Annotated in this window: 17 protein-coding genes; 4 read left to right on the top strand and 13 right to left on the bottom strand. The window is 71.1% G+C overall.

All coding sequences use genetic code 11. From position 1 onward, the window contains the following. Positions 1-124: 124 nt before the first annotated feature. Positions 125-1,303, top strand: coding sequence for a ribonuclease D (rnd, locus tag IPK81_23670; GenBank protein QQS12436.1), 1,179 nt, complete (start codon positions 125-127; stop codon positions 1,301-1,303). A 246-nt stretch (positions 1,304-1,549) separates the two neighbouring features. Here rnd and IPK81_23665 read toward each other — a convergent pair whose 3' ends face one another. Further along, entirely contained in the window at positions 1,550-2,653 is a 1,104-nt protein-coding gene (locus IPK81_23665) for a citrate synthase/methylcitrate synthase (protein ID QQS12435.1), read from the bottom strand. Positions 2,654-2,725: 72 nt separating this feature from the next. On the opposite strand from IPK81_23665, the gene IPK81_23660 reads away from it, so the two are divergent. Continuing rightward, positions 2,726-3,934: a citrate synthase family protein gene (locus IPK81_23660; protein ID QQS12434.1), complete on the top strand. Its 1,209-nt coding sequence runs from the start codon at positions 2,726-2,728 to the stop codon at positions 3,932-3,934. Between the two features lie 162 nt (positions 3,935-4,096). Beyond that, positions 4,097-4,657, top strand: coding sequence for a hypothetical protein (locus tag IPK81_23655; GenBank protein ID QQS12433.1), 561 nt, complete (start codon positions 4,097-4,099; stop codon positions 4,655-4,657). Positions 4,658-4,729: 72 nt separating this feature from the next. On the opposite strand, the gene IPK81_23650 is transcribed toward IPK81_23655, so the two are convergent. The 11 genes from IPK81_23650 to IPK81_23600 form a co-directional block, all read right to left on the bottom strand. Further along, on the bottom strand, positions 4,730-5,527 hold the full coding sequence (locus IPK81_23650; protein QQS12432.1) for an FAD binding domain-containing protein: 798 nt from the start codon (positions 5,525-5,527) through the stop codon (positions 4,730-4,732). Positions 5,528-5,552: 25 nt separating this feature from the next. After that, on the bottom strand, positions 5,553-7,922 hold the full coding sequence (locus IPK81_23645; GenBank protein QQS12431.1) for a xanthine dehydrogenase family protein molybdopterin-binding subunit: 2,370 nt from the start codon (positions 7,920-7,922) through the stop codon (positions 5,553-5,555). Positions 7,923-7,972: 50 nt separating this feature from the next. Further along, complete coding sequence (locus tag IPK81_23640; protein QQS12430.1) at positions 7,973-8,458, bottom strand: (2Fe-2S)-binding protein; 486 nt, start codon at positions 8,456-8,458, stop codon at positions 7,973-7,975. 130 nt (positions 8,459-8,588) lie between these two features. Continuing rightward, positions 8,589-9,218: a carbon monoxide dehydrogenase subunit G gene (locus IPK81_23635; GenBank protein ID QQS12429.1), complete on the bottom strand. Its 630-nt coding sequence runs from the start codon at positions 9,216-9,218 to the stop codon at positions 8,589-8,591. An 83-nt stretch (positions 9,219-9,301) separates the two neighbouring features. After that, positions 9,302-11,257, bottom strand: a complete 1,956-nt coding sequence (locus tag IPK81_23630) for a hypothetical protein (protein QQS12428.1) — start codon at positions 11,255-11,257, stop codon at positions 9,302-9,304. Positions 11,258-11,385: 128 nt separating this feature from the next. Beyond that, a complete protein-coding gene (locus IPK81_23625; protein ID QQS12427.1) occupies positions 11,386-12,918 on the bottom strand; it encodes a M81 family metallopeptidase in 1,533 nt (510 codons plus the stop codon). Positions 12,919-12,944: 26 nt separating this feature from the next. Then, the gene (locus IPK81_23620) at positions 12,945-13,949 is read right to left on the bottom strand and encodes a D-cysteine desulfhydrase (protein ID QQS15243.1); all 1,005 of its coding nucleotides are present in this window, start codon (positions 13,947-13,949) and stop codon (positions 12,945-12,947) included. A 4-nt stretch (positions 13,950-13,953) separates the two neighbouring features. Then, positions 13,954-15,057 carry a M14 family metallopeptidase gene (locus tag IPK81_23615; protein QQS12426.1) on the bottom strand — a complete coding sequence of 368 codons (1,104 nt, stop codon included), beginning with the start codon at positions 15,055-15,057 and terminating at the stop codon, positions 13,954-13,956. A 37-nt stretch (positions 15,058-15,094) separates the two neighbouring features. Then, positions 15,095-15,556: a (2Fe-2S)-binding protein gene (locus IPK81_23610; protein QQS12425.1), complete on the bottom strand. Its 462-nt coding sequence runs from the start codon at positions 15,554-15,556 to the stop codon at positions 15,095-15,097. 17 nt (positions 15,557-15,573) lie between these two features. After that, complete coding sequence (locus IPK81_23605; protein ID QQS12424.1) at positions 15,574-16,329, bottom strand: SDR family oxidoreductase; 756 nt, start codon at positions 16,327-16,329, stop codon at positions 15,574-15,576. Positions 16,330-16,358: 29 nt separating this feature from the next. Next, a complete protein-coding gene (locus tag IPK81_23600; GenBank protein QQS12423.1) occupies positions 16,359-17,336 on the bottom strand; it encodes an NADPH:quinone oxidoreductase family protein in 978 nt (325 codons plus the stop codon). A 180-nt stretch (positions 17,337-17,516) separates the two neighbouring features. On the opposite strand from IPK81_23600, the gene IPK81_23595 reads away from it, so the two are divergent. Next, positions 17,517-18,143, top strand: a complete 627-nt coding sequence (locus IPK81_23595; GenBank protein QQS12422.1) for a DedA family protein — start codon at positions 17,517-17,519, stop codon at positions 18,141-18,143. A gap of 14 nt (positions 18,144-18,157) precedes the next feature. Here IPK81_23595 and IPK81_23590 read toward each other — a convergent pair whose 3' ends face one another. After that, positions 18,158-19,345: an acyl-CoA/acyl-ACP dehydrogenase gene (locus IPK81_23590; protein ID QQS12421.1), complete on the bottom strand. Its 1,188-nt coding sequence runs from the start codon at positions 19,343-19,345 to the stop codon at positions 18,158-18,160. Positions 19,346-19,368 lie beyond the last annotated feature (23 nt).

The raw sequence follows: 19,368 nt of genomic DNA, 5'->3' as shown, positions 1-19,368 counted from the left end.
GTCGCCGGCTCGATACGGAAGCGCCGGAAATGCCCCGGATCGCGCGCCAAAGTCAACCAGCCCGGCCGGAATCGCGCCGGCGCGCTGGTCAGCGCCGCCGCCGCCGGCTATAAGCGCGCCCGGCATGCAACTAATCACGACGACCGACGCCCTCGCGGCGTTCTGCGAGCGGCTCGCCACGGCGGAATTCGTCACCGTCGACACCGAGTTCATGCGCGAACGGACCTACTGGCCGCAGCTCTGCCTGGCGCAGGTCGGCGGGCCGGACGAGGCCGCCGCCATCGACTCGCTGGCCCCCGGCATCGACCTGGCGCCGTTCTTCGCGCTGCTGGACAATCCGACCGTCCTGAAGGTGTTCCACGCCGCCCGCCAGGACCTCGAGATCTTCCTCAAGCTGACCGGCCGGCTGCCGACACCGATCTTCGACACCCAGGTCGCGGCCATGGTGTGCGGCTTCGGCGACCAGGTGGCCTACGACACGCTGGCCGCCAAGCTGGCCAAGGCGCGCATCGACAAGTCCAGCCGGTTCACCGACTGGGCGCGCCGGCCGCTGTCGGACAAGCAGCTGCACTACGCGCTGTCGGACGTGACCTATCTGCGCGTCGTCTACGAGCGCCTGCGCGACAAGCTGGCGAAGACCGGCCGCGACCGCTGGATCGACGAGGAGATGGCGATCCTGCGCGAGCCCGGCACGTTCCGGGTCGAGCCCGAGGACGCCTGGCGCCGTCTCAAGCCGCGCAACCCCTCGCCGCGCATGATGGTGCTGATCCGCGAGCTGGCGGACTGGCGCGAGCGCGAGGCGCAGCGCGTGAACGTGCCGCGCCAGCGCATCCTGCGCGACGAGCAGTTGATGGAGATCGCCTCGCACACGCCGACCAGCGTCGAGCAGCTCGCGACCACGCGCGGCATCGGCCGCGGCTTCGTCGAGGGCAAGCAGGGCCGCGCCGTGCTCGATGCCGTCGAGCGCGCGCTGGCGGTGCCCGAGGCCGATCTGCCGCCGCGCGAGCGGCCGGCCGAGAATCTGCGCGCGCCCGGCGCCGTGGTCGACCTGCTGAAGGTGCTGCTGCGCCTGCGCTGCGACGCCGACGGCGTGGCGACGCGGCTGGTGGCGTCCTCCGACGACATCGACCGCCTCGCCGCCGGCAAGCGCGACGTGCCCTGCCTGTCGGGCTGGCGCCACGAGATCTTCGGCCGCGACGCGCTGCGCCTGATGGGCGGCGAGCTCGCCGTCGGCCTCGACGGCGACCGCATCCGCCTGATCGAGGCCGCCCGCCGAACCGCGGCCGAGGTCGAGACCGGCTGACATCGGCCGTATGTCCTCCTTCTGCCCCACCATCGGGCAGGGCTATCGCACATGGCTGGATATTCTTCCCTTCTCCCCCGTCTTCGGGGGAGAAGGTGGCGCGAAGCGCCGGATGAGGGGCGCGGTCTCACGGTCGCGCGCGATGGTCGACGCCGCGCACGCCGGTCGATCAATCTGAACGTCGAAGACCCCTCATCCGCCCTTCGGGCACCTTCTCCCCCGATGACGGGGGAGAAGGGATGTGAACTAAGCCGCGGCGCGGGGTAGCGGGCCGATGTAGCGCGACTGCGGGCGCATGATGCGGCCGCCGCGTTCCTGTTCGAAGACGTGCGCGCACCAGCCGACGACGCGCGCGACGGCGAACAGCGGCGTGAACGCCGCGCGCGGCACGCCCACCGCCTCCAGCACCAGCGCGGTGTAGAATTCGACATTGGTGTCGAGCCGCCGCCCCGGCTTCAACCGCCGCAGCGCCGCCAGCGCCTCGCGCTCGACGACCGCCGCGAAGGCCAGCCGGCCTGACTCCAGACCGAGATCGCGCGCCACCGCCTTCAGCACGTCGGCGCGTGGATCGCGCACCTTGTAGATGCGGTGGCCAAAGCCCATCAGCTTGGTGCCGTCGACGATCGCCGCCTCGAGCCACGGCCGCGCGTTGGCCTCGCCGCCGATCTCGTCGAGCATGTCCAGCACCGGGCCCGGCGCGCCGCCGTGCAGCGGTCCCTTCAGCGCGCAAAGGCCCGCGAGGCAGGCGGAGATCAGGCCGGCGTCGGTCGACGCCACGACGCGCGCCGCGAAGGTCGAGGCGTTGAAGCCGTGGTCGGCGACCGTCGTCAGGTAGGCGTCGAGCGCCCGCACGTGCGCCTCCGGCGCGGCGCGGCCGGAGAGCATGCGCAGCAGATCGGCGGCGGTGCCGAGCGACGGATCGGGCGCCACCGCCGCCTTTCCCTCGGCGTGGCGCAGCAAGGCCGGCAGGAACACCGCCAGCGCCGCGCAGGCGCGCACATGGGCCGGCAACTCGTCCTCGTCCGGCAGAATCGCGAGGCCCACGCGCAGCGCCTCGACCGGCGGCAGATGTCCGGCGGCCGCGAGCAGACGCGGGACCGAGGCGAACGCGGCCACCCGGGCGCGGCCGAAGCCGGCCTGGACGGCGGCCCGGTCGCCGCCCTCGTCGACGAAACCGTCCCACAGGATCGCCGCGACGCCCTCGAAGCCATGGCGCGACACGAGTTCCGACAGGGTGCGGCCGCGCACGATCAACTCGCCGGCCTCGCCATCGACCAGACTGAGGATCGTCTCGCCCGCCACCACGCCGTCCAGACCGTCGTTCCGCCCGATCAACATCGTCGCCTCCATCGTCGCGAATGAAGGGAACCTATGCTGACGTATATACTTGTCAATCTTGATAAATATAGTCAATATATAGATATGATCAGTCAACAATACCTCGACGCCGAGGCCGCCGCCGAGGCGCTCGGCGTCAATCGCCAGACGCTCTACGCCTATGTCAGCCGGGGCATGATCCGCTCGGAGGACGGCGCCGGGCGCCAGCGGCGCTACCGGGCCGACGACATCGCCGCGCTGGCCGCCCGCAAGGCGCGCGGGCGCGGCGCCGAGGCGGTCGCCAGCCAGTCGCTGCATTTCGGCGCGCCGGTGCTGGAGTCGGCGCTGACGCTGATCGAGGGCGGCCGCCTGTTCTACCGCGGGCAGGACGCGACCACGCTGGCCGGAAGCGCCACGCTCGAGGACGTCGCGCGGCTCTTGTGGGACACGCCCGGCGATCCGTTCGCGCACGCCGACGCGCTGCCGCCGGTGACGTCGACGCTGCGGGCGGGATGGGCCGCGGCGGCGGCGCTGCCGCCCATCGACCGCTGCCTCGCGCTGCTGCCGCTGGCCGCCGCCGGCGACACCCGCGCGTTCTCGCGCGACGCCGGCACGGTCGCCGCCACGGCGGCGCGCGTGGTCCGCCTGCTGGCCGCCATCACGCGCGGCGCGGGGCCGTCGACGGCGCCGATCCACCGGCAGATCGCCGATGCGTGGAGGCTCGACGACGACGGCGCCGACCTCGTGCGCGCGGCGCTGGTGCTGGCCGCCGACCACGAGCTCAACGCCTCGACCTTCGCCGTGCGGGTGGCGGCCTCGACCGGCGTCACGCCGTGGGGCGCCGTGATCGCCGGCCTCGCCGTGCTCCAAGGACCGACCCATGGCGGCATGACCCGCAGGGTCGGCGAGATGTTCGCCGCCGTCCAGGACGCGGCCGATCCCGACGCGGCGCTGGTCGAGCGCGTGCAGAGCGGCGCCCGGATCCCGGGCTTCGGCCACCGCCTCTATCCCGGCGGCGACGCCCGCGCCCGATTCCTGCTGGAGCGGCTGGCGCACAAGGTCGGCGGCCGTCCGGAGGCGCGCCGGACCCTGGCGATCACCGCCGCCGCCGAGCGGGTCGTGGGCGCGCCGCCGACCATCGACGTGGCGCTGGTGGCGATCGAACGCGTCTGGTCGCTGCCCCGGGGTTCGGCGCTGGCGATGTTCCTGGTCGGGCGCGCCGTCGGCTGGCTGGCGCACATGCTGGAGCAGCGGGCCAATCCCGAGCTGATCCGGCCGCGGGCCCGCTACGTCGGCGTCAATTTCGCCGAATGACAGAGTTGGATCTGATCTAATTATATGAAAAAATAATAATTAATATCAATTAATAACAAGTTTTTCCTAATTTAATACTTTAGATAAGGAAATTCGAATAAAGCCATGATATAAGCACTCTATTGCGCGTCACCACCCTCCGATATTCAAGGGATTTCCTCCATGTCAGCGATGGATTCCAACGCCAAGATCAAGATGTACGGCACGGTCGTCGGCGGCGTCGGCGTGCTCGTCGGCGGCCTGATCGTCCTGATGAACATGTTACCGGAACTGCTGGCCGCCGCCCCGAAGACCGGCTGGGCGGGCGAGGCCGGCGCCGGGCAGTGGAGCGTGGTGTGCCGCGACAACCGCCTACAGCAGCGCAAGGAATGCGTGCTGGAGAGCGCCTGGACGCCGTCGCCGGAGCAGAAGCGCCGCGGCATCGACCTGTCGGGCGTGGTCCGGTTCAATCCGCAGGACGGCCGCTGGTCGGTGACCACCCTGCCGAGCTCGGCCAAGATCACGATGAAGATCGACGACAACCCACAGATGGACGCCGCGTGCGGCGTGATGTGCGTGATGTCGGCGGAGCAGTCCGAGCAGATGACCAAGCTCGCCGCCGCCAGCAAGATGCTGCTGGCCGAGGCGACCACGTCCGCCGGCCAGATCGGGCGCGTGGCGGTCTCGCTGGAGGGCTTCGAGGAGGCCGCCCGCCCGACCCACCGGCGCCTTGCCGCCAAGTAGGCGCCCCTCCTTCCGCGCAAACGAAAAGGGCGGCCCCGGGGGCCGCCCTTTCCATGTCCGGTGGACGGCGTGTCAGCCGGCGGCGGCGACCGCCCGCTTGGCCATCACGGTCACGAGATGGGCGCGGTACTCGGCGCTGGCGTGGATGTCGGTATTCATGCCGGACGCCGGCACCTTGATCCCGGCCACGGCGTCGGCCGACCAGCTCTTGGCCAGCGCCTCCTCCATCGCCTTGACCCGGAACACGCCCGGTCCGGCGCCCGTCACGGCGACGCGCGGGCCGCCGGCGGTCTGGGCCACGAACACGCCGACCATGGCGTAGCGCGACGCCGGGTTCGGGAACTTCATGTAGGCCGCCTTCTTGGCGACCGGGAACGACACCGACACGACGATCTCGCCGTCCTTCAGCGCGGTCTCGAACAGGCCCTTGAAAAAATCGTCGGCCGCGATGGAGCGCTCGTTGGTCTTGATCGTGGCGCCCAGCGCCAGCGCCGCGGCGGGATAGTCGGCGGCGGGATCGTTGTTGGCGATCGATCCGCCGATCGTGCCGCGGTTGCGCACCTGGCCGTCGCCGATGCCGCCGGCCAGCGCCGCCAGCGCCGGGATCGCCTTGGCGACCTCGGCCGACGCCGCGACCTCGGCGTGCCGCGCCATGGCGCCGATGGTGACCGTCGAGCCGTCGACCTTGATGCCGCGCAGCTCGGCGGCGCCGGCGAGATCGACCACGTCGCTCGGCCGCGCCAGGCGCTGCTTGAGCGTCGGGATCAGCGTCATGCCGCCGGCCATCAGCTTGCCCTCGCCGCCCGCCTTCTTCAGCGCGGCGGCGGCGTCGGCGACGGAGCCGGCCTTGTGGTACGCGAAATCGTACATCGTTCCCTCCTGGAATCCGGCGCGCTCAGCGCGCGTTGATCGCGGCCCACACGCGCTGCGGCGTGGCCGGCATCTCGATGCGGTCCTGGGCGCCGACCTGGGCCAGCGCGTCGCGGATCGCGTTCATGACGGCCGCCGGCGCGGCGATGGCGCCGGCCTCGCCGCAGCCCTTCACGCCCAGCGGGTTGTGCGGGCACGGCGTGACCTTGTAGCCGAGCTTGAGCGACGGCAGGTCGTCGGCCCGCGGCATGGTGTAGTCCATGTACGAGCCGCTCATCAGCTGGCCGGTCGCGTTGTCGTAGACGGCGGCTTCCATCAGCGCCTGGCCGACGCCCTGGGCGATGCCGCCGTGCACCTGGCCCTCGACGATCATCGGATTGATGATGTTGCCGAAATCGTCGACGGCGGCGAAATCGGCGATCTCGACCACGCCGGTGTCGGGGTCGATCTCGACCTCGCAGATCTGCGTGCCGGAGGGATAGGTGAAGTTCGACGGATCGTAGAACGCGTTCTCGTCCATGCCCGGCTCGAGCTTGTCCGAGGGGTAGTTGTGCGGCACGTAGGCGGCGAACACCGCCTGCGCCAGCGGCACGTTCTTGTCGGTGCCGGCGACCTTGAAGGTGCCGTTCTCGAACACGATGTCGGCCTCGGCGGCCTCCATCAGATGGGCCGCGATCTTCTTGCCCTTGGCGATGATCTTGTCGGCCGCGTTCATGATCGCCGAGCCGCCGACCGCCAGCGAGCGCGAGCCGTAGGTGCCCATGCCGAACGGCACCTTGTCGGTGTCGCCGTGGACCACCTCGATCTGGTCGAACGGCACGCCGAGCTTGTCGGACACCAGCTGCGCGAAGGTCGTCTCGTGGCCCTGGCCGTGGCTGTGCGAGCCGGTCAGGATCTGCACGTTGCCGGTCGGGTTGAAGCGCAGCTGCGCGCTCTCCCACAGGCCGACGCCGGCGCCGAGCGAGCCCACCACCGCCGACGGCGCGATGCCGCAGGCCTCGATGTAGGACGAGATGCCGATGCCGCGCAGCTTGCCGCGCTTCTTCGCCTCGGCCTTGCGGGCGCCCGCGCCGGCGTAGTCGACCAGCTTCATCGCCTCGTCGATGATCGGCACGTAGTTGCCCGAATCGTAGGTCAGCGCCACCGGCGTCTGGTACGGGAAGGCGGTCGGCGCGATGAAGTTGCGCTTGCGCAGCTCGGCGGAGTCGATGCCCGTCTCGCGCGCCGCCTTGCTGACGATCGACTCGATCAGGTAGGTCGCCTCGGGCCGCCCGGCGCCGCGGTAGGCGTCGACCGGCACGGTGTGCGTGAACACGGCGCGCACGTTGCAGTGGATCGCCGGCGTCGTGTACTGGCCGGCCAGCAGCGTGGCGTAGAGGTAGGTCGGTACCGCCGTCGCGAAGGTCGACAGGTAGGCGCCCATGTTGGCGATGGTGTCGACCTTGAGCGCCAGGAACTTGCCGTCCTTGTCGAGCGCCAGCTCGGCGTGGCTGACGTGGTCGCGGCCGTGCGCGTCGCTCATGAACGACTCGCCGCGCTCGGCGGTCCACTTGATGGCGCGGCCGACCTTGCCGGCCGCCCACACGCACATCGTCTCCTCGGCGTAGATGAAGATCTTGGAGCCGAAGCCGCCGCCGACGTCGGGCGCGACCACGCGCAGCTTGTGCTCGGGGATGCCGAGCACGAAGGCCGACAGCACCAGCCGCGCGACGTGCGGGTTCTGGCTGGTCGTGTACAGCGTGTAGTTGCCGGTGCCGCGGTCGTACTCGGCCGCCGCCGCCCGCGGCTCCATCGCGTTGGGGATCAGGCGGTTGTTGACCAGGTCGATCTTGGTGACGTGGGCGGCCTTGGCGAAGGCGGCGGCGACCGCGGCCTTGTCGCCCAGTTCCCAGTCGTAGCAGAGGTTGCCGGGCACGTCGTCGTGCACGAGGGCGGCGCCGGCGGCGGCCGCCTTGACCGGATCGACCAGCGCCGGCCGCACGTCGTAGTCGACGGCGATCTTCTCGGCGGCGTCCTTGGCCTGCGCGTAGGTCTCGGCGATCACCATCGCCACCGTGTCGCCGACGTGGCGGACGGTGTCGAGCGCCAGCGCCGGATGCGCCGGCGCCTTGTGCGGCTGGCCGTGCTTGTCGGTGACGGTCCAGCCGCAGATCAGCCCGCCGACCTTGGCGTCGGCGACGTCCTTGCCGGTGAACACCGCGACGACGCCGGGGGAATCCTTCGCCGCCGCCGCGTCGATGCCGCGGATCCTGGCGTGCGCGTGCGGCGAGCGCAGGAAATAGGCGTGGGTGCAGCGCGCCAGGGCGAGGTCGTCGACGTACCGGCCGCTCCCCGTCAGGAAACGCCGGTCCTCCTTGCGCCGCACGCGATCGCCGATCTTGGTGCCGTTCGTCATGGTTCCCTCCGTGGACGTCCCGTCTTGTCGCAGTCCGCGCGACGGGTTCGTCAGACGCCGGCGGCCTTCATCGCCTGGGCGCCGGCCAGAATCGACTTCACGATGTTGTGGTAGCCGGTGCAGCGGCAGATGTTGCCCTCGAGGCCGTGGCGGACGATGTCCTCGTCGACGGCGTAGTTGTGCCGCTTCACCAGGTCGATCGCGCTCATCACCATGCCCGGCGTGCAGAAGCCGCACTGCAGGCCGTGGTTGTCGCGGAACGCCTCCTGCATGGGATGCAGCTTCTCCGGGTCGGCGGCGAGGCCCTCGATCGTCGTGACCGTGGCGTCCGACGCCTGGACCGCAAGCATCGTGCAGGACTTCACCGCCTTGCCGTCGACATGCACGACGCAGGCGCCGCACTGGCTGGTGTCGCAGCCCACATGCGTGCCGGTCAGGCCGAGATTCTCGCGCAGGAACTGCACCAGCAGCGTGCGCGCCTCGACGTTTCCGGACACCTTCTTGCCGTTGACCGACATGGAAACGGACATCGTCATCGTCTTGTGCTCCCTAGAAACCTGATGCGGCCGCCCACGCGCCACGGCGGCCGTCCTTTTTCGCTTCGGATCGAGAATGGCGGCTGCCACCGTCGCGGGTCAAGCGAAATGGCGCCGGCGTCATCGACGCTCACCGCGCGGCGAAATACGCGATCACGAGGATCGCCAGTCCGGCGCCGATGACGAGCCAGTGCTTGTAGCCCCGCTCGGCGGAATCCGTCACCGGCCGCGCCGGCGATCCGGCGGCGTTGACCCCGCCGGCCGCCGGCGCGGGCGCGTCGATCGTCGACGGCGAGTCGGCGGTCGCGGCCGGCGCCGCGCCGGCGCCGACGACCTCGGCGAATTTGCTGAAGAACTCGTCGGCCAGCTTCTTGGCGGTGCCGTCGATCAGGCGCGCGCCGACCTGCGCGATCTTGCCGCCGACCTGGGCGTCGGCGGTGTAGTTCAGCACCGTGGCGCCGCCGTCCTCCGTCAGCTTGACGACCGCGCCGCCCTTGGCGAAGCCGGCCGCCCCGCCCTGCCCCTCGCCGGATATGCGGTAGCCGTTCGGCGGATCGATGTCCGACAGCGTCACCTTGCCGCCGAAGCGCGCGCTGACCGGCCCGATGCGCATGCGCACCGACGCCTTCAGCACGTTGTCGCCCTCCTTCTCGAGCGACTCGCAGCCGGGAATGCATTGCCTCAGGATCTCGGGATCGTTGAGCGCGTCCCAGACGGCCTGACGCGACGCGGGAATGCGGTATTCGCCGGAGAAATCCATGGTGGCGCTATCCTCGAGACGTGGCGTCGACGCCGGCGCCGGCCGGGCGCGGGGGGCGGATCGCCATCAATACCGCGTCCGCCTCACCATTTGCCAGTGTACGATTCCGGCGGCGGCTCGGCCAAGGGCTGGCGCAGCGACACATAGGCCGTGGCCGCGTAGGGGACGGCCATCAGCAGCGCCATGGCCGAGAACCAGTTGCTCTGGACGTTCCAGAACAGGGCGCGGATCACCCAGACGCCGCCGTCCGGCGCCGCCCAGCCGCGCGCCTGCTGCGCCGCCTCGCCGTGCAGCTTGACCGCGCCCTCGGTCAGCGTCAGCGCGATGGCGCCGAGCACGAGCGACGACGCCAGCAGCAGCTCCGGCCAGATCGGCGCCCAGCGCGTGAGCACCGCGTCCATCCGCACGTAGCCACGCCCGCCCTCGTAGCCCAGCAGCCGGCCGAACGACAGCGCCTTGGCGACGCGGTCGACCCGCGGCACGTCGCCGGTGCGGAACACCGTGCCGAGCTTCCACGCCATCAGCACCACGCTCGGCAGCGCGAAATCGAGGATCGGGAAGTCGCGGTAGCGGCCGTCGATCGCGATCACCCAGCCGCGCTCGCCGAACGGCAGCACGCCGATGTGCCAGTCGATCGACAGCATGACGAGATGGAACAGGCACAGCAGCGTGAAGCCGAGATAGGCGACCTGGAGCATCACGTCGGGCCGACCGAACACCGCCGCCGCCGGCATGGCGCGGAACGACGTCCACGCCGCGCGCACGCGGCCGCCGAACAGCGAGGCGTCGGCCATGCGGCCGGTCAGGCTGTCGCCGACGCCGCGCAGCAGCGCGTAGGCGAACGCCACGCCCGCCAGCACGTAGAACGCCGCGCCGAGCAGCCGCGCGGGGTAGAACGCGACGCTGTAGTTGGCCCAAGCGGCCTGCGTCACGCAGGTCGCCGCCGCCTGCGCGACCAGCGCGAACACGGCGACCGCCGCCGGCGACGGCCGGCGCCGCGACGCGGCGAACACGAGGATCGCGAGACCGCCGGCGATGGACGAGAAGGCGAACAGCGCGCGCCATCTGGGCTCGGCGCTGACCGGTTCGCCGATCGGGAATTTCTGCACGCGCTCGCCCGTGAACAGGCCCCACGCGCCGCCGACCGTGCCCTCCTGGTGGCTCTTCCAGTGCTGGTCGAACGCCTCGACGAGGTTGTATTCGAGCTTCTCCGCCACGGCGAGCTTCTTGAACAGCGCGTAGTATCGGGCCTGCTCGACCAGCCCGGGCCGCGCGTCGGCGCGCATCCGCCCGGCGCTGGGCCAGCCGGTCTCGCCGATCACGATGCGTTTGCCGGGGAACGCCTTGCGCATGCGATCCATGATGTCGACGATGTGGGTCTTGATCGCCAGCCGGTCGTAGGCGGGATCGCCGCGCGCGTCGCGGCGGTCCATGCCGATCGGCTCGTCCTCCCAGTACGGCAGGATGTGGACGGTGACGATGTCGACCTCGGCCGCGACCTCGGGGTTGCGCAGCCAGAACTCCCAGACGTCGGCGTAGGTCACGGGCTGGCGCACGGCGCGCTTCACCTGCCGGATGTAGCGGATCAACTGCGACGCCGGCAGGTCCTTGCGCAGGAGCACCTCGTTGCCGACGATGACCCGGTCGACCACGTCGGGATAGCGGTTGGCGTGGTCGATCAGCGCCGCGACCTGCTCCAAGTTCTCGCGCTCGACGTTGTTGATCCAGGCGCCATGCCACACCTTCAGCCCGTACTTGCCGGCCAGCCGCGGCACCGCCTCCATGCCCTCGAGACTGGTGTAGGTGCGGATCGCCGAGGTCCGGCCCTTGAGCAGCCGGAGATCCTCCTCGATCTGCGCGGCGGTGGGGAACGTGCGGCTCAGCGGGCTCTGGCCGGGACGGTACGGCGCGAACGACAGGCTCTGGACGGGTCCCGGCGCCAACGAGACGTCGACCGGCGCGTTCGGCACGCTCCACCACAGCCAGTTGAGCGCGGTGACGACCGCGAACGCGGCGACGGCGACCAGTATCCGGATCATGCCTGCGCTTTTAGCAGGCCGAGCCGGCCGGTCGAGGCTGAACTTGCCCCCAGGCGGCGGCGGCCGGGGCTATCGCCGGTGGCCTTGCGGCCAGGCTCGCCGCACGACCGCGCGGCGCCACGCCGCCCCTACGCGGCCGGTGGCGTCCAGCTCGTGTGCTCGTCGAGCGGGTAGACCGGCCGCGGCAGGCGCGACCACGGGAACGTCGCCAGGTTGGGCGACGTCAGGCCGGGGCAATCGACCTCGTAGGTGCGCGCCGACGGCACGAAGCCGTCGAACCCGGCGCGGAAATGGCCGCGGCTCTTCACGACGATCGTGCGCGCCATCGCCGGATCGAGGCCGAACTGCTCGAACTGCATCGGGTCGAGGCATTGCTGGCGGTGGGTGATGACCGCGATCTTGATCCCGTCGAGATCGAGCAGCGCCGAGGGCCCCATGTCGCTGGCCATGCCCCGCGCCAGCCCGCGGCGGCCGACATAGCGGCCGTCGCTCAACGCCGCGACGGTGGCGTCGCATTCCCAAGCCTTCGAGAAACCGTCCTGCTCGCGCGTGTTGAAGCGGGCGCGGAACCGCGCGCCGCGGCCGAGGCCGTGCGCCTGCGCCGCCACCGCCGGGTCGTTGAACACGCCGACCACGACGCCCTTCGCGCCGGCGTCCTTCAACGCCTGCAGCAGCCACGTCGTGTTGCCGCGTCCGCCGCCGCCGGGGTTGTCGGCGACGTCGGCGAGGATGATGGGCGGCAGGGACGGATCGTTCCCGACCGCGACGGCCATGCGCACGGCGTCGTCGAGCGGCGTCATGGCGCGCTTGAAGCGCGCCCGGTCGTTCCAGGTCCGGGTGACGATGTCGAGCGCCAGCGCGCGCGCCGCCGCGCGGTCGCCGTTCCGCGCCGTGACGATCGCGGTGAAGCCGTTCTTCGGCGTGTCGCTGTAGGAGAACCCCGCCATGACCGAGACGTTCATGACCGGGCCGCCGACCTTCGACAGGCCGTAGTCCATGGCGTCGGCGTAGGGCCCCGCGGCGGTCAGCAGCGAGATCTGCGGCGCCACCAGCGGAATCTTGACCATCTCCGCGACCGGCGTCGCGCCCGCCAGGGTCTCGCGCATGTGCCGCGCCGCCTCGACGCCGCGCTCGCGGATGTCGGTGTGCGGATTGCAGCGGTAGCCGACGAACACCGTGATGTTCTCGACCATCGCCGGCGAGACGTTGCAATGGAGGTCGAAGGTTCCGATCACCGGCACGGCCGGGCCGACGACGCGGCGGATCATGGCGTAGAGCTCGCCGTCGGGATCGTCGCTGGCGGTCGTCAGCGCCGCGCCGTGCGAGGAGACGTAGACGCCGTCGAACGGGCCCATGCCGCGCAGCCCGGACTCGAACTCGGCCATCAGCTCGCGGAAATACGGATCGTCGACCGGCCCGCCGGGCTGGGCCGAGGCGATGCGGATCGGCACCGGAATCCACGCGCCGGTCCGGTCCATCTCGGTGACGAAACCGGGCATGTCCGGCATCAGCTCCGGCGCCGGTTTGCGCGCCTCGACCAGCAGGGCGTTGCCGCGCATGTCGACGTCGACCGCGAAATCCTCGCGCGTGCTGACCGGCGCGAAACGGTTGCATTCGATAGCGAAGCCCAGCAGGGCGATACGCGGCTGATCGGCGGACACGGCTGGACTCCCTCGTGCGGGCGCGTTCACGATTCGGGCGAGAGGGCTTCCTCGTAGGCCGAGAGCGCCGCCTGGCCGCCGGTATGGACGAACACCACGTTCTGTCCGGCGCCGAACGCGCCTTTGCGGCAGAGATCGATCAGCCCGGCCATCGCCTTGCCGGAGTACACCGGATCGAGCAGGACGCCCTCGGTGCGGGCGGTCAGGCGCAGCGCCTCGATCATGCCGGGAGTCGGCACGCCGTAGCCCTCGCCGACATAGTCGCCGTTGGCGCGGACGCGGTCGCGCCCGATCGGGTGCGCGAGGCCGAGGTGCCGCGCGACACGCTGTGTCAGCGCGTCGACCGCGGCCTCCTGACGCTCACGCGTCTGGCGCACGCTGATGCCCAGCACGTCGACGCCGCTCTGCGCCCCCTCGAAGCCCGCCAGAAGGCCGGCTTGCGTGCCGGTGCTGCCGGTGGCGTGCACGACGGTGTCGATCCGGAAGCCGATGTCGGCCGCCTGCGCCAGTGTCTCGAGCGCGCAGGCGACGTAGCCCAGCGAGCCGACCTCGTTGGAGCCGCCGCCGGGGATCACGTAGGGCCGCCGGCCCGCCGCGCGGCATTCGTCGGCGACGGCCTCCGCCGCCGCGAGCATATCGGTGCCCGACGGCACCTCGCGCAGCCTGGCGCCGAGCAGGCGGTCGAACAGCACGTTGCCGTTGCGCTCGTAGGTCGGCGTGGTCTGCGACAGGCGCCGCTCCAGCAGGATCTCGCACGCCATCCCCATGCGCGCGGCGGCCGCCGCCGTCTGGCGGACATGGTTCGACTGCACGGCGCCCAGCGTGATCAGCGTGTCGGCGCCCCGCGCCACCGCCTCGCCGACCAGGAACTCGAGCTTGCGCGTCTTGTTGCCGCCGGTGGCCAGCCCGGTGCAGTCGTCGCGCTTGATCCAGATCGTCGGCCCGCCGAGCGCCGCCGTCAGGCGCGGCGCGCGCTCCAGCGGCGTCGGCCAGTGGCCGAGGCGCACGCGGTCGAAACGTCCGAGCTGCAGCATGTCAGGGCTCCCCGCCGCCGTCGGCGGCCAGCGCCGCGATCGCCTGCCGGATGGTCTGGTTGCCACGGAAAAGCACCATCTCCTTCCACTCCTCGGTGTCGGGATAGAACTGCTTGCGCATCGCCGCGCGGATCGGACCGGCCTCCGCGCCGAGCGGATCGCCGTGGCGGTGCAGCCAGGCGTCGGCGACGAAGGCGCGGTGGCCGCTCTCGCGGTCATAGGTGCCGAACTCCAGCGTCGCCATGGTCACGCGCGATCGCGGCAGCGCGCGGTTGAAGCCGTAGTGGCCCAGCCCGTCGCGGGCCTGCGAGGACGTCTGGCCCTTCTTCGACTCCGTCACCGATTCGCCCCAGAAGGCGCGCACGCGGCGCGAGCCGTCGTGGTCCGGCTCGTAATGGGTGATCAGCTCGCCGTAACCGAACGGCCCGAGGCCGGTGTGGAAGTCGATCACCGCGACGTCGCGGCGCCGCGCCAGGAAGCGCTCGATGATCGCGTGCGTCGTGCGGTTGGCCCAGCTCGCGCCGCCGCCGCCGTAGAACAACCCGTCGGCGTGCGTGAACTGCCCGCCGGACAGCGCCCGGTAGAAGGCGACGTCGCCTTCGCGCGCGCGGTACGCCTTCAGGCGCGCCTGCGCCGCCTCGAACGCCGGCCCCGACAGCGCCGGCGGCACGATCGCGTCGGCCAGCTCGCTGTAGCCGGGATTGTCGGGATAGGGCTTGGAATGGTCGACGAAGTTGCGGTTGAGGTCGTTGCCCTCCTCCGTCACCCGCCGCAGCCACGCGAAACCGTAGGGATTGATGGCGTGCACGAACAGCGCCGCCACGCCGCGCGGCAGCGCCGAGGCGCCGCGGCGCATCAGCCAGTCGACCTGCGCGCCCGAGCCGCAGAACCCCTCGACGCCGTGGGTCGAGGAGATGGTCACGACCACCTTGTCGGCGTCGTCCGGCCCGAGCCAGGCGACGTCGGTCGACAACGAGCCGCCGTCGGGCCCCTTCACGGGGTTGTCGTAGCGGCTGGTCGCGGCGCCGGCGATGCGCGCGGCGGCGAGGAACTTCTCGCGCGCTTCGGGATAGTCGGCGGCGAAGGAATGCACGGACGTCGTCATGTGGTCTCCGGGGCCGCCGGCGTTCCGGCGGCGCGCCTCAGCCCAGCGATTTCGCGGCCGTCTTGATGGCCGCGCGGATCGCGTTGTAGGTGCCGCAGCGGCAGATGTTGCCCCGCATCGCGGCGTCGATGTCGGCGTCGGTCGGCGCCCGGTTCGTGGCCAGAAGCACCGCCGCCGACATGATCTGGCCGGATTGGCAGTAGCCGCATTGCGGCACCTGGTGCGCGATCCACGCCTCCTGCACGGCCTTGCCGATCGGCGTGCCGCCCACCGCCTCGATCGTGACCACGGCGCGGCCGGCGACGTCGCCGGTCGTGGTCTGGCAGGAGCGGACCGGCGCGCCGTCGAGATGCACGGTGCAGGCGCCGCATTGCGCCAGCCCGCAGCCGAACTTGGTGCCGGTCAATCCGGCGGCCTCGCGCAGCGCCCACAGCAGCGGCATCTCCGGCTCGACGTCGAGCGACGCCGGCTTGCCGTTGAGCGTGAACGCGACCGCCATCTCCGCTCCTCCGCCGCTCAGGTCCGCAGCGTCAACCCGCCGTCGACCACCAGCCCGTGGCCGGTGATGAAATCGGCCTCGTCGCTGGCCAGCAGCAGCGCGCCCCGGGCGATGTCGATCGGCTGGCCCAGCCGGCGCAGCGCCGCCTTCTTGGCCCAGATCGCGGCGATCTCGGGGTCGTCGAAGCCGGACTTGGTCATGCCGGTGTAGATCGCGCCGGGCAGCACGTAGTTGGCGGTGATGCGGAACTTGCCCAACTCCAGCGCCAGCGTGTGTGTCAGACCGGCGACGCCGGCCTTCGAGGCGCAGTACGCCGACAGGCCGTAGTCGGTGTCGAAGGCCATCACCGAGGCGGTGTTGATGATGCGCGCGCGTCCCTTCCTCTCCGCCGCGCGGCGCAGATGCGGGATGGCCTCGCGGCAGATCCGGAACATGGCGCGCACGTTGACGCCCATCACCCGGTCCCAGTGCTCGTCGGTCATCTCCTCGGCGAACGCCCGGCCGCTGACGCCGGCGTTGTTGAACAGGATGTCGACGCCGCCGAACCGCTCGACGGCGGCGTCGAGGATGCGCTTGGGCGCGTCGTCCCCGGTGATGTCGACGCCGAGCGCGGCGATGGCGTCGATTCCGGCGTGCGCCGTGGCGATCGCCGATTCCGGCCGGTCGACCGCCAGCACGCGGGCGCCCTCCTCGGCGAACAGCCGGCAGCTGGCGGCGCCGATGCCCGAAGCGCCGCCGGTGACGATCGCGACCTTGTCCTTGAGCCTGCCCATCTGGACCATCCCCTCCGCCGCCGCGCGGCTCATCGCGTCTTGATGACGACCTTGCCGGTGGCCTTGCGCGACAGCAGCGCGTTCATGGCGTCGGCCGCCTTCTCCAGCGGGAACGTCATGGAGATGTGCGGCTTCAGCTTGCCGTCGCGCACCCAGGCGAACATCTCGTCGAAGTTCTTGCGCGCCTCGGCGGGCTCGCGCGCCCGCCAGGCGCCGTAGAACACGCCGCGCACGTCGCAGCTCTTGAGAAGCGCCAGATTGGCGGGCAGCGACGGGATGCGGCCCGACGCGAAGCCGATCACCAGCAGCCGGCCGTACCAGTTGATGCAGCGGATGGCCTCGTCGAAGGCGTCGCCGCCGACCGCGTCGTAGACGATGTCCGCGCCCTTGCCGCCGGTCAGCTCCTTCACCTTGTCGCGCATCTTCTCGGTGTTGTAGTTCACGAACATGGTGGCGCCGTACTTGCGGCAGATCTCCATCTTCTCGTCGGAGCCGACGGCGGCGATCACCTTCAGCCCCATCAGCGCGCCGAGCTCGACCGCCGTCAGGCCGACGCCGCCGGCGGCGCCGAGCACCAGCAGCGTCTCGCCGGGCTTGGGGTCGGCGCGCTGCTTGAGCGCGTAGTAGCTGGTGCCGTAGGTCATGGTGAAGGCGGCGCCCTCCTCGAACGACATGTTCGGCGGCATCGGCAGCAGCTGGGTCTGGTCGGCCACGACCTCGTCGGCGTAGCCGCCATGCCCGATCGCCGCGATCACGCGGTCGCCGACCTTGTAGTCCGCGACGCCTTCGCCGACCTCGGACACGACGCCGCCGACCTCGTGGCCGGGCGCGAAGGGCCGGGGCGGCTTGAACTGGTACTTGTCCTGGATGATGAGCGTGTCGGGGAAGTTCACGCCGGCGGCGTGGACGGCGATCCGCACCTGGCCCTTCTTGAGCGGCGCCGAGGGCAGCTCCTTCAGGACGAGGCTCTCCGGCCCGCCGATCTGCTCGCTGATCATCGCCCGCATGTGCGTCACTCCCGTGGTTCGTCGATCCGTCGCGACCGCATTGATACCGGACGCGCCGCGCCGGTCAAACGGAGGCGGCCATGCGCCGGCCACATGAGCCGGTGCCGGCGGCGGGCGGCTTGTGGCGGCGGCGCGCATTGGGCAGTCTCGGCGCCGCCCGACCCTCCGGCCCCGGCGACCATGCTCGGCGACCTCGAGATCCAGATCCGCGATTTCATCACCGCCCACAAGGACTGGGCCGGACCGGTGGTGTTCGCGCTCTCGTTCGGCGAGTCGCTGGCCTTCGTCAGCCTGCTGCTGCCGGCGACGGCGGCGATGGTGTTCGTCGGCGTCATGGTCGGCCAGGGCACGCTGGATTTCTGGTGGATGGTCGCGTGGGCCGTGCCCGGCGCGGCGCTGGGCGACTGGGCGAGCTTCCTGATCGGCCGCCACTTCCGCGCCTCCGTGCCGCGCATGTGGCCGTTCACGCGCCATCCCCATCTCCTGGCCGGCGCGCGACTCTTCTTCCGTCGCTGGGGCGCCGCCAGCGTCTTCCTCGGCCGCTTCCTCGGGCCGGTGCGCGCGGCCATCCCGCTGGTGGCCGGCATGATGGACATGCGGCCCGCGTCGTTCCAGATCGCCAACTGGACCTCGGCCGCGATCTGGGCGCCCTACTGGCTGGGGGTCGGCGTGGCCGGCGACGCCGCCTTCGCGTGGCTGCGGGACCGCGTGCCCCTGTGGGCCGCCGTCGCCATCGCCGCGGCGCTCTGCGCCGCCGCCTGGGCGGCGTGGCGCCTCTTCCAGCGCTGGCGGGCGGCGCGGAACTGACGCCCGCGCCGGGGTCAGTACGACCGGGGCAGCTCCAGCACGTGCTCCGACACGAAGTTGAGCACCATGTTGGTCGAGATCGGCGCCACCGTGTAGAGCCGCGTCTCGCGGAACTTCCGCTCGACGTCGAACTCCTCGGCGAAGCCGAAGCCGCCATGCGTCTGCACGCACATGTCGGCGGCCTCCCACGCCGCCTCCGACGCCAGCAGCTTGGCGACGTTGGCCTCCTCGCCGCAGTTGATGCCGCTCTCGTAGAGCGCCGCCGCCTTGCGCACCATCAGCTCGGCGGCCTGCAGATGCACGTAGGCGCGCGCGATCGGGTACTGGACGCCCTGGTTGCGGCCGATCGGGTTGCCGAACAGCACGCGCTCCTTGGCGTAGGCGGTGGCCTTCTCGACGAACCAGCGGCCGTCGCCGAGGCACTCCGACGCGATCAGGATGCGCTCGGCGTTCATGCCCGAGAGGATGTAGCGGAAGCCCTGCCCCTCCTCGCCCACGAGGTTCTCGGCCGGGACCTCCATGTCGGTGAAGAACACCTCGGTGCTGTTGTGGTTCATCATCGTGCGGATCGGCCGGATCTCGAGGCCCTTGCCCTTGGCGGCCCGCATGTCGACCAGGAACACCGACAGCCCGTCGGTGCGCTTCTTGACCTGCTCGCGCGGCGTCGTGCGCGCCAGCAGCAGCATCAGGTCGGAATGCTCGGCGCGGCTGGTCCACAGCTTCTGGCCGTTGACGATGTAGGTGCTGTTGTTCTTCTTCACCGCCGCCGTGCGCAGGCTGAGCGTGTCGGTGCCGCTGCTCGGCTCGGTCACGCCGAAGGCTTGAAGCCGAAGCTCGCCGGTCGCGATCTTCGGCAGGTAGCGCGCCTTCTGGTCGGCGTTGCCGTGCCGCAGCACCGTGCCCATCGTGTACATCTGCGCGTGGCAGGCCGCGGCGTTGCAGCCGGCGGCGTGGATCTCCTCCAGCACCGCGGCGGCGGCGGAGATTCCCAGCCCCGCGCCGCCGAACTGCTCCGGGATCAGGATCGACAGCCAGCCGGCCTCGGTCAGCGCCGTCACGAACGCCGTCGGATAGCCGCGGTTGCGGTCGAGCTCGCGCCAGTAGGCGCCGTCGAAGCGCTGGCAGAGCTGGCGCACGGCGTCGCGGATCTCGGGATGCGAGCGGCCGTAGGCGTGGTCGGCGGGAATCGCTGTGGCGGCCATGTCGGTGTCCAGTCTCCTGCGGG

Source organism: Rhodospirillales bacterium, assembly GCA_016699855.1.
Taxonomy (GTDB): Bacteria; Pseudomonadota; Alphaproteobacteria; order Reyranellales; family Reyranellaceae.
This window is presented reverse-complemented; position numbering and strand designations above follow the sequence as displayed.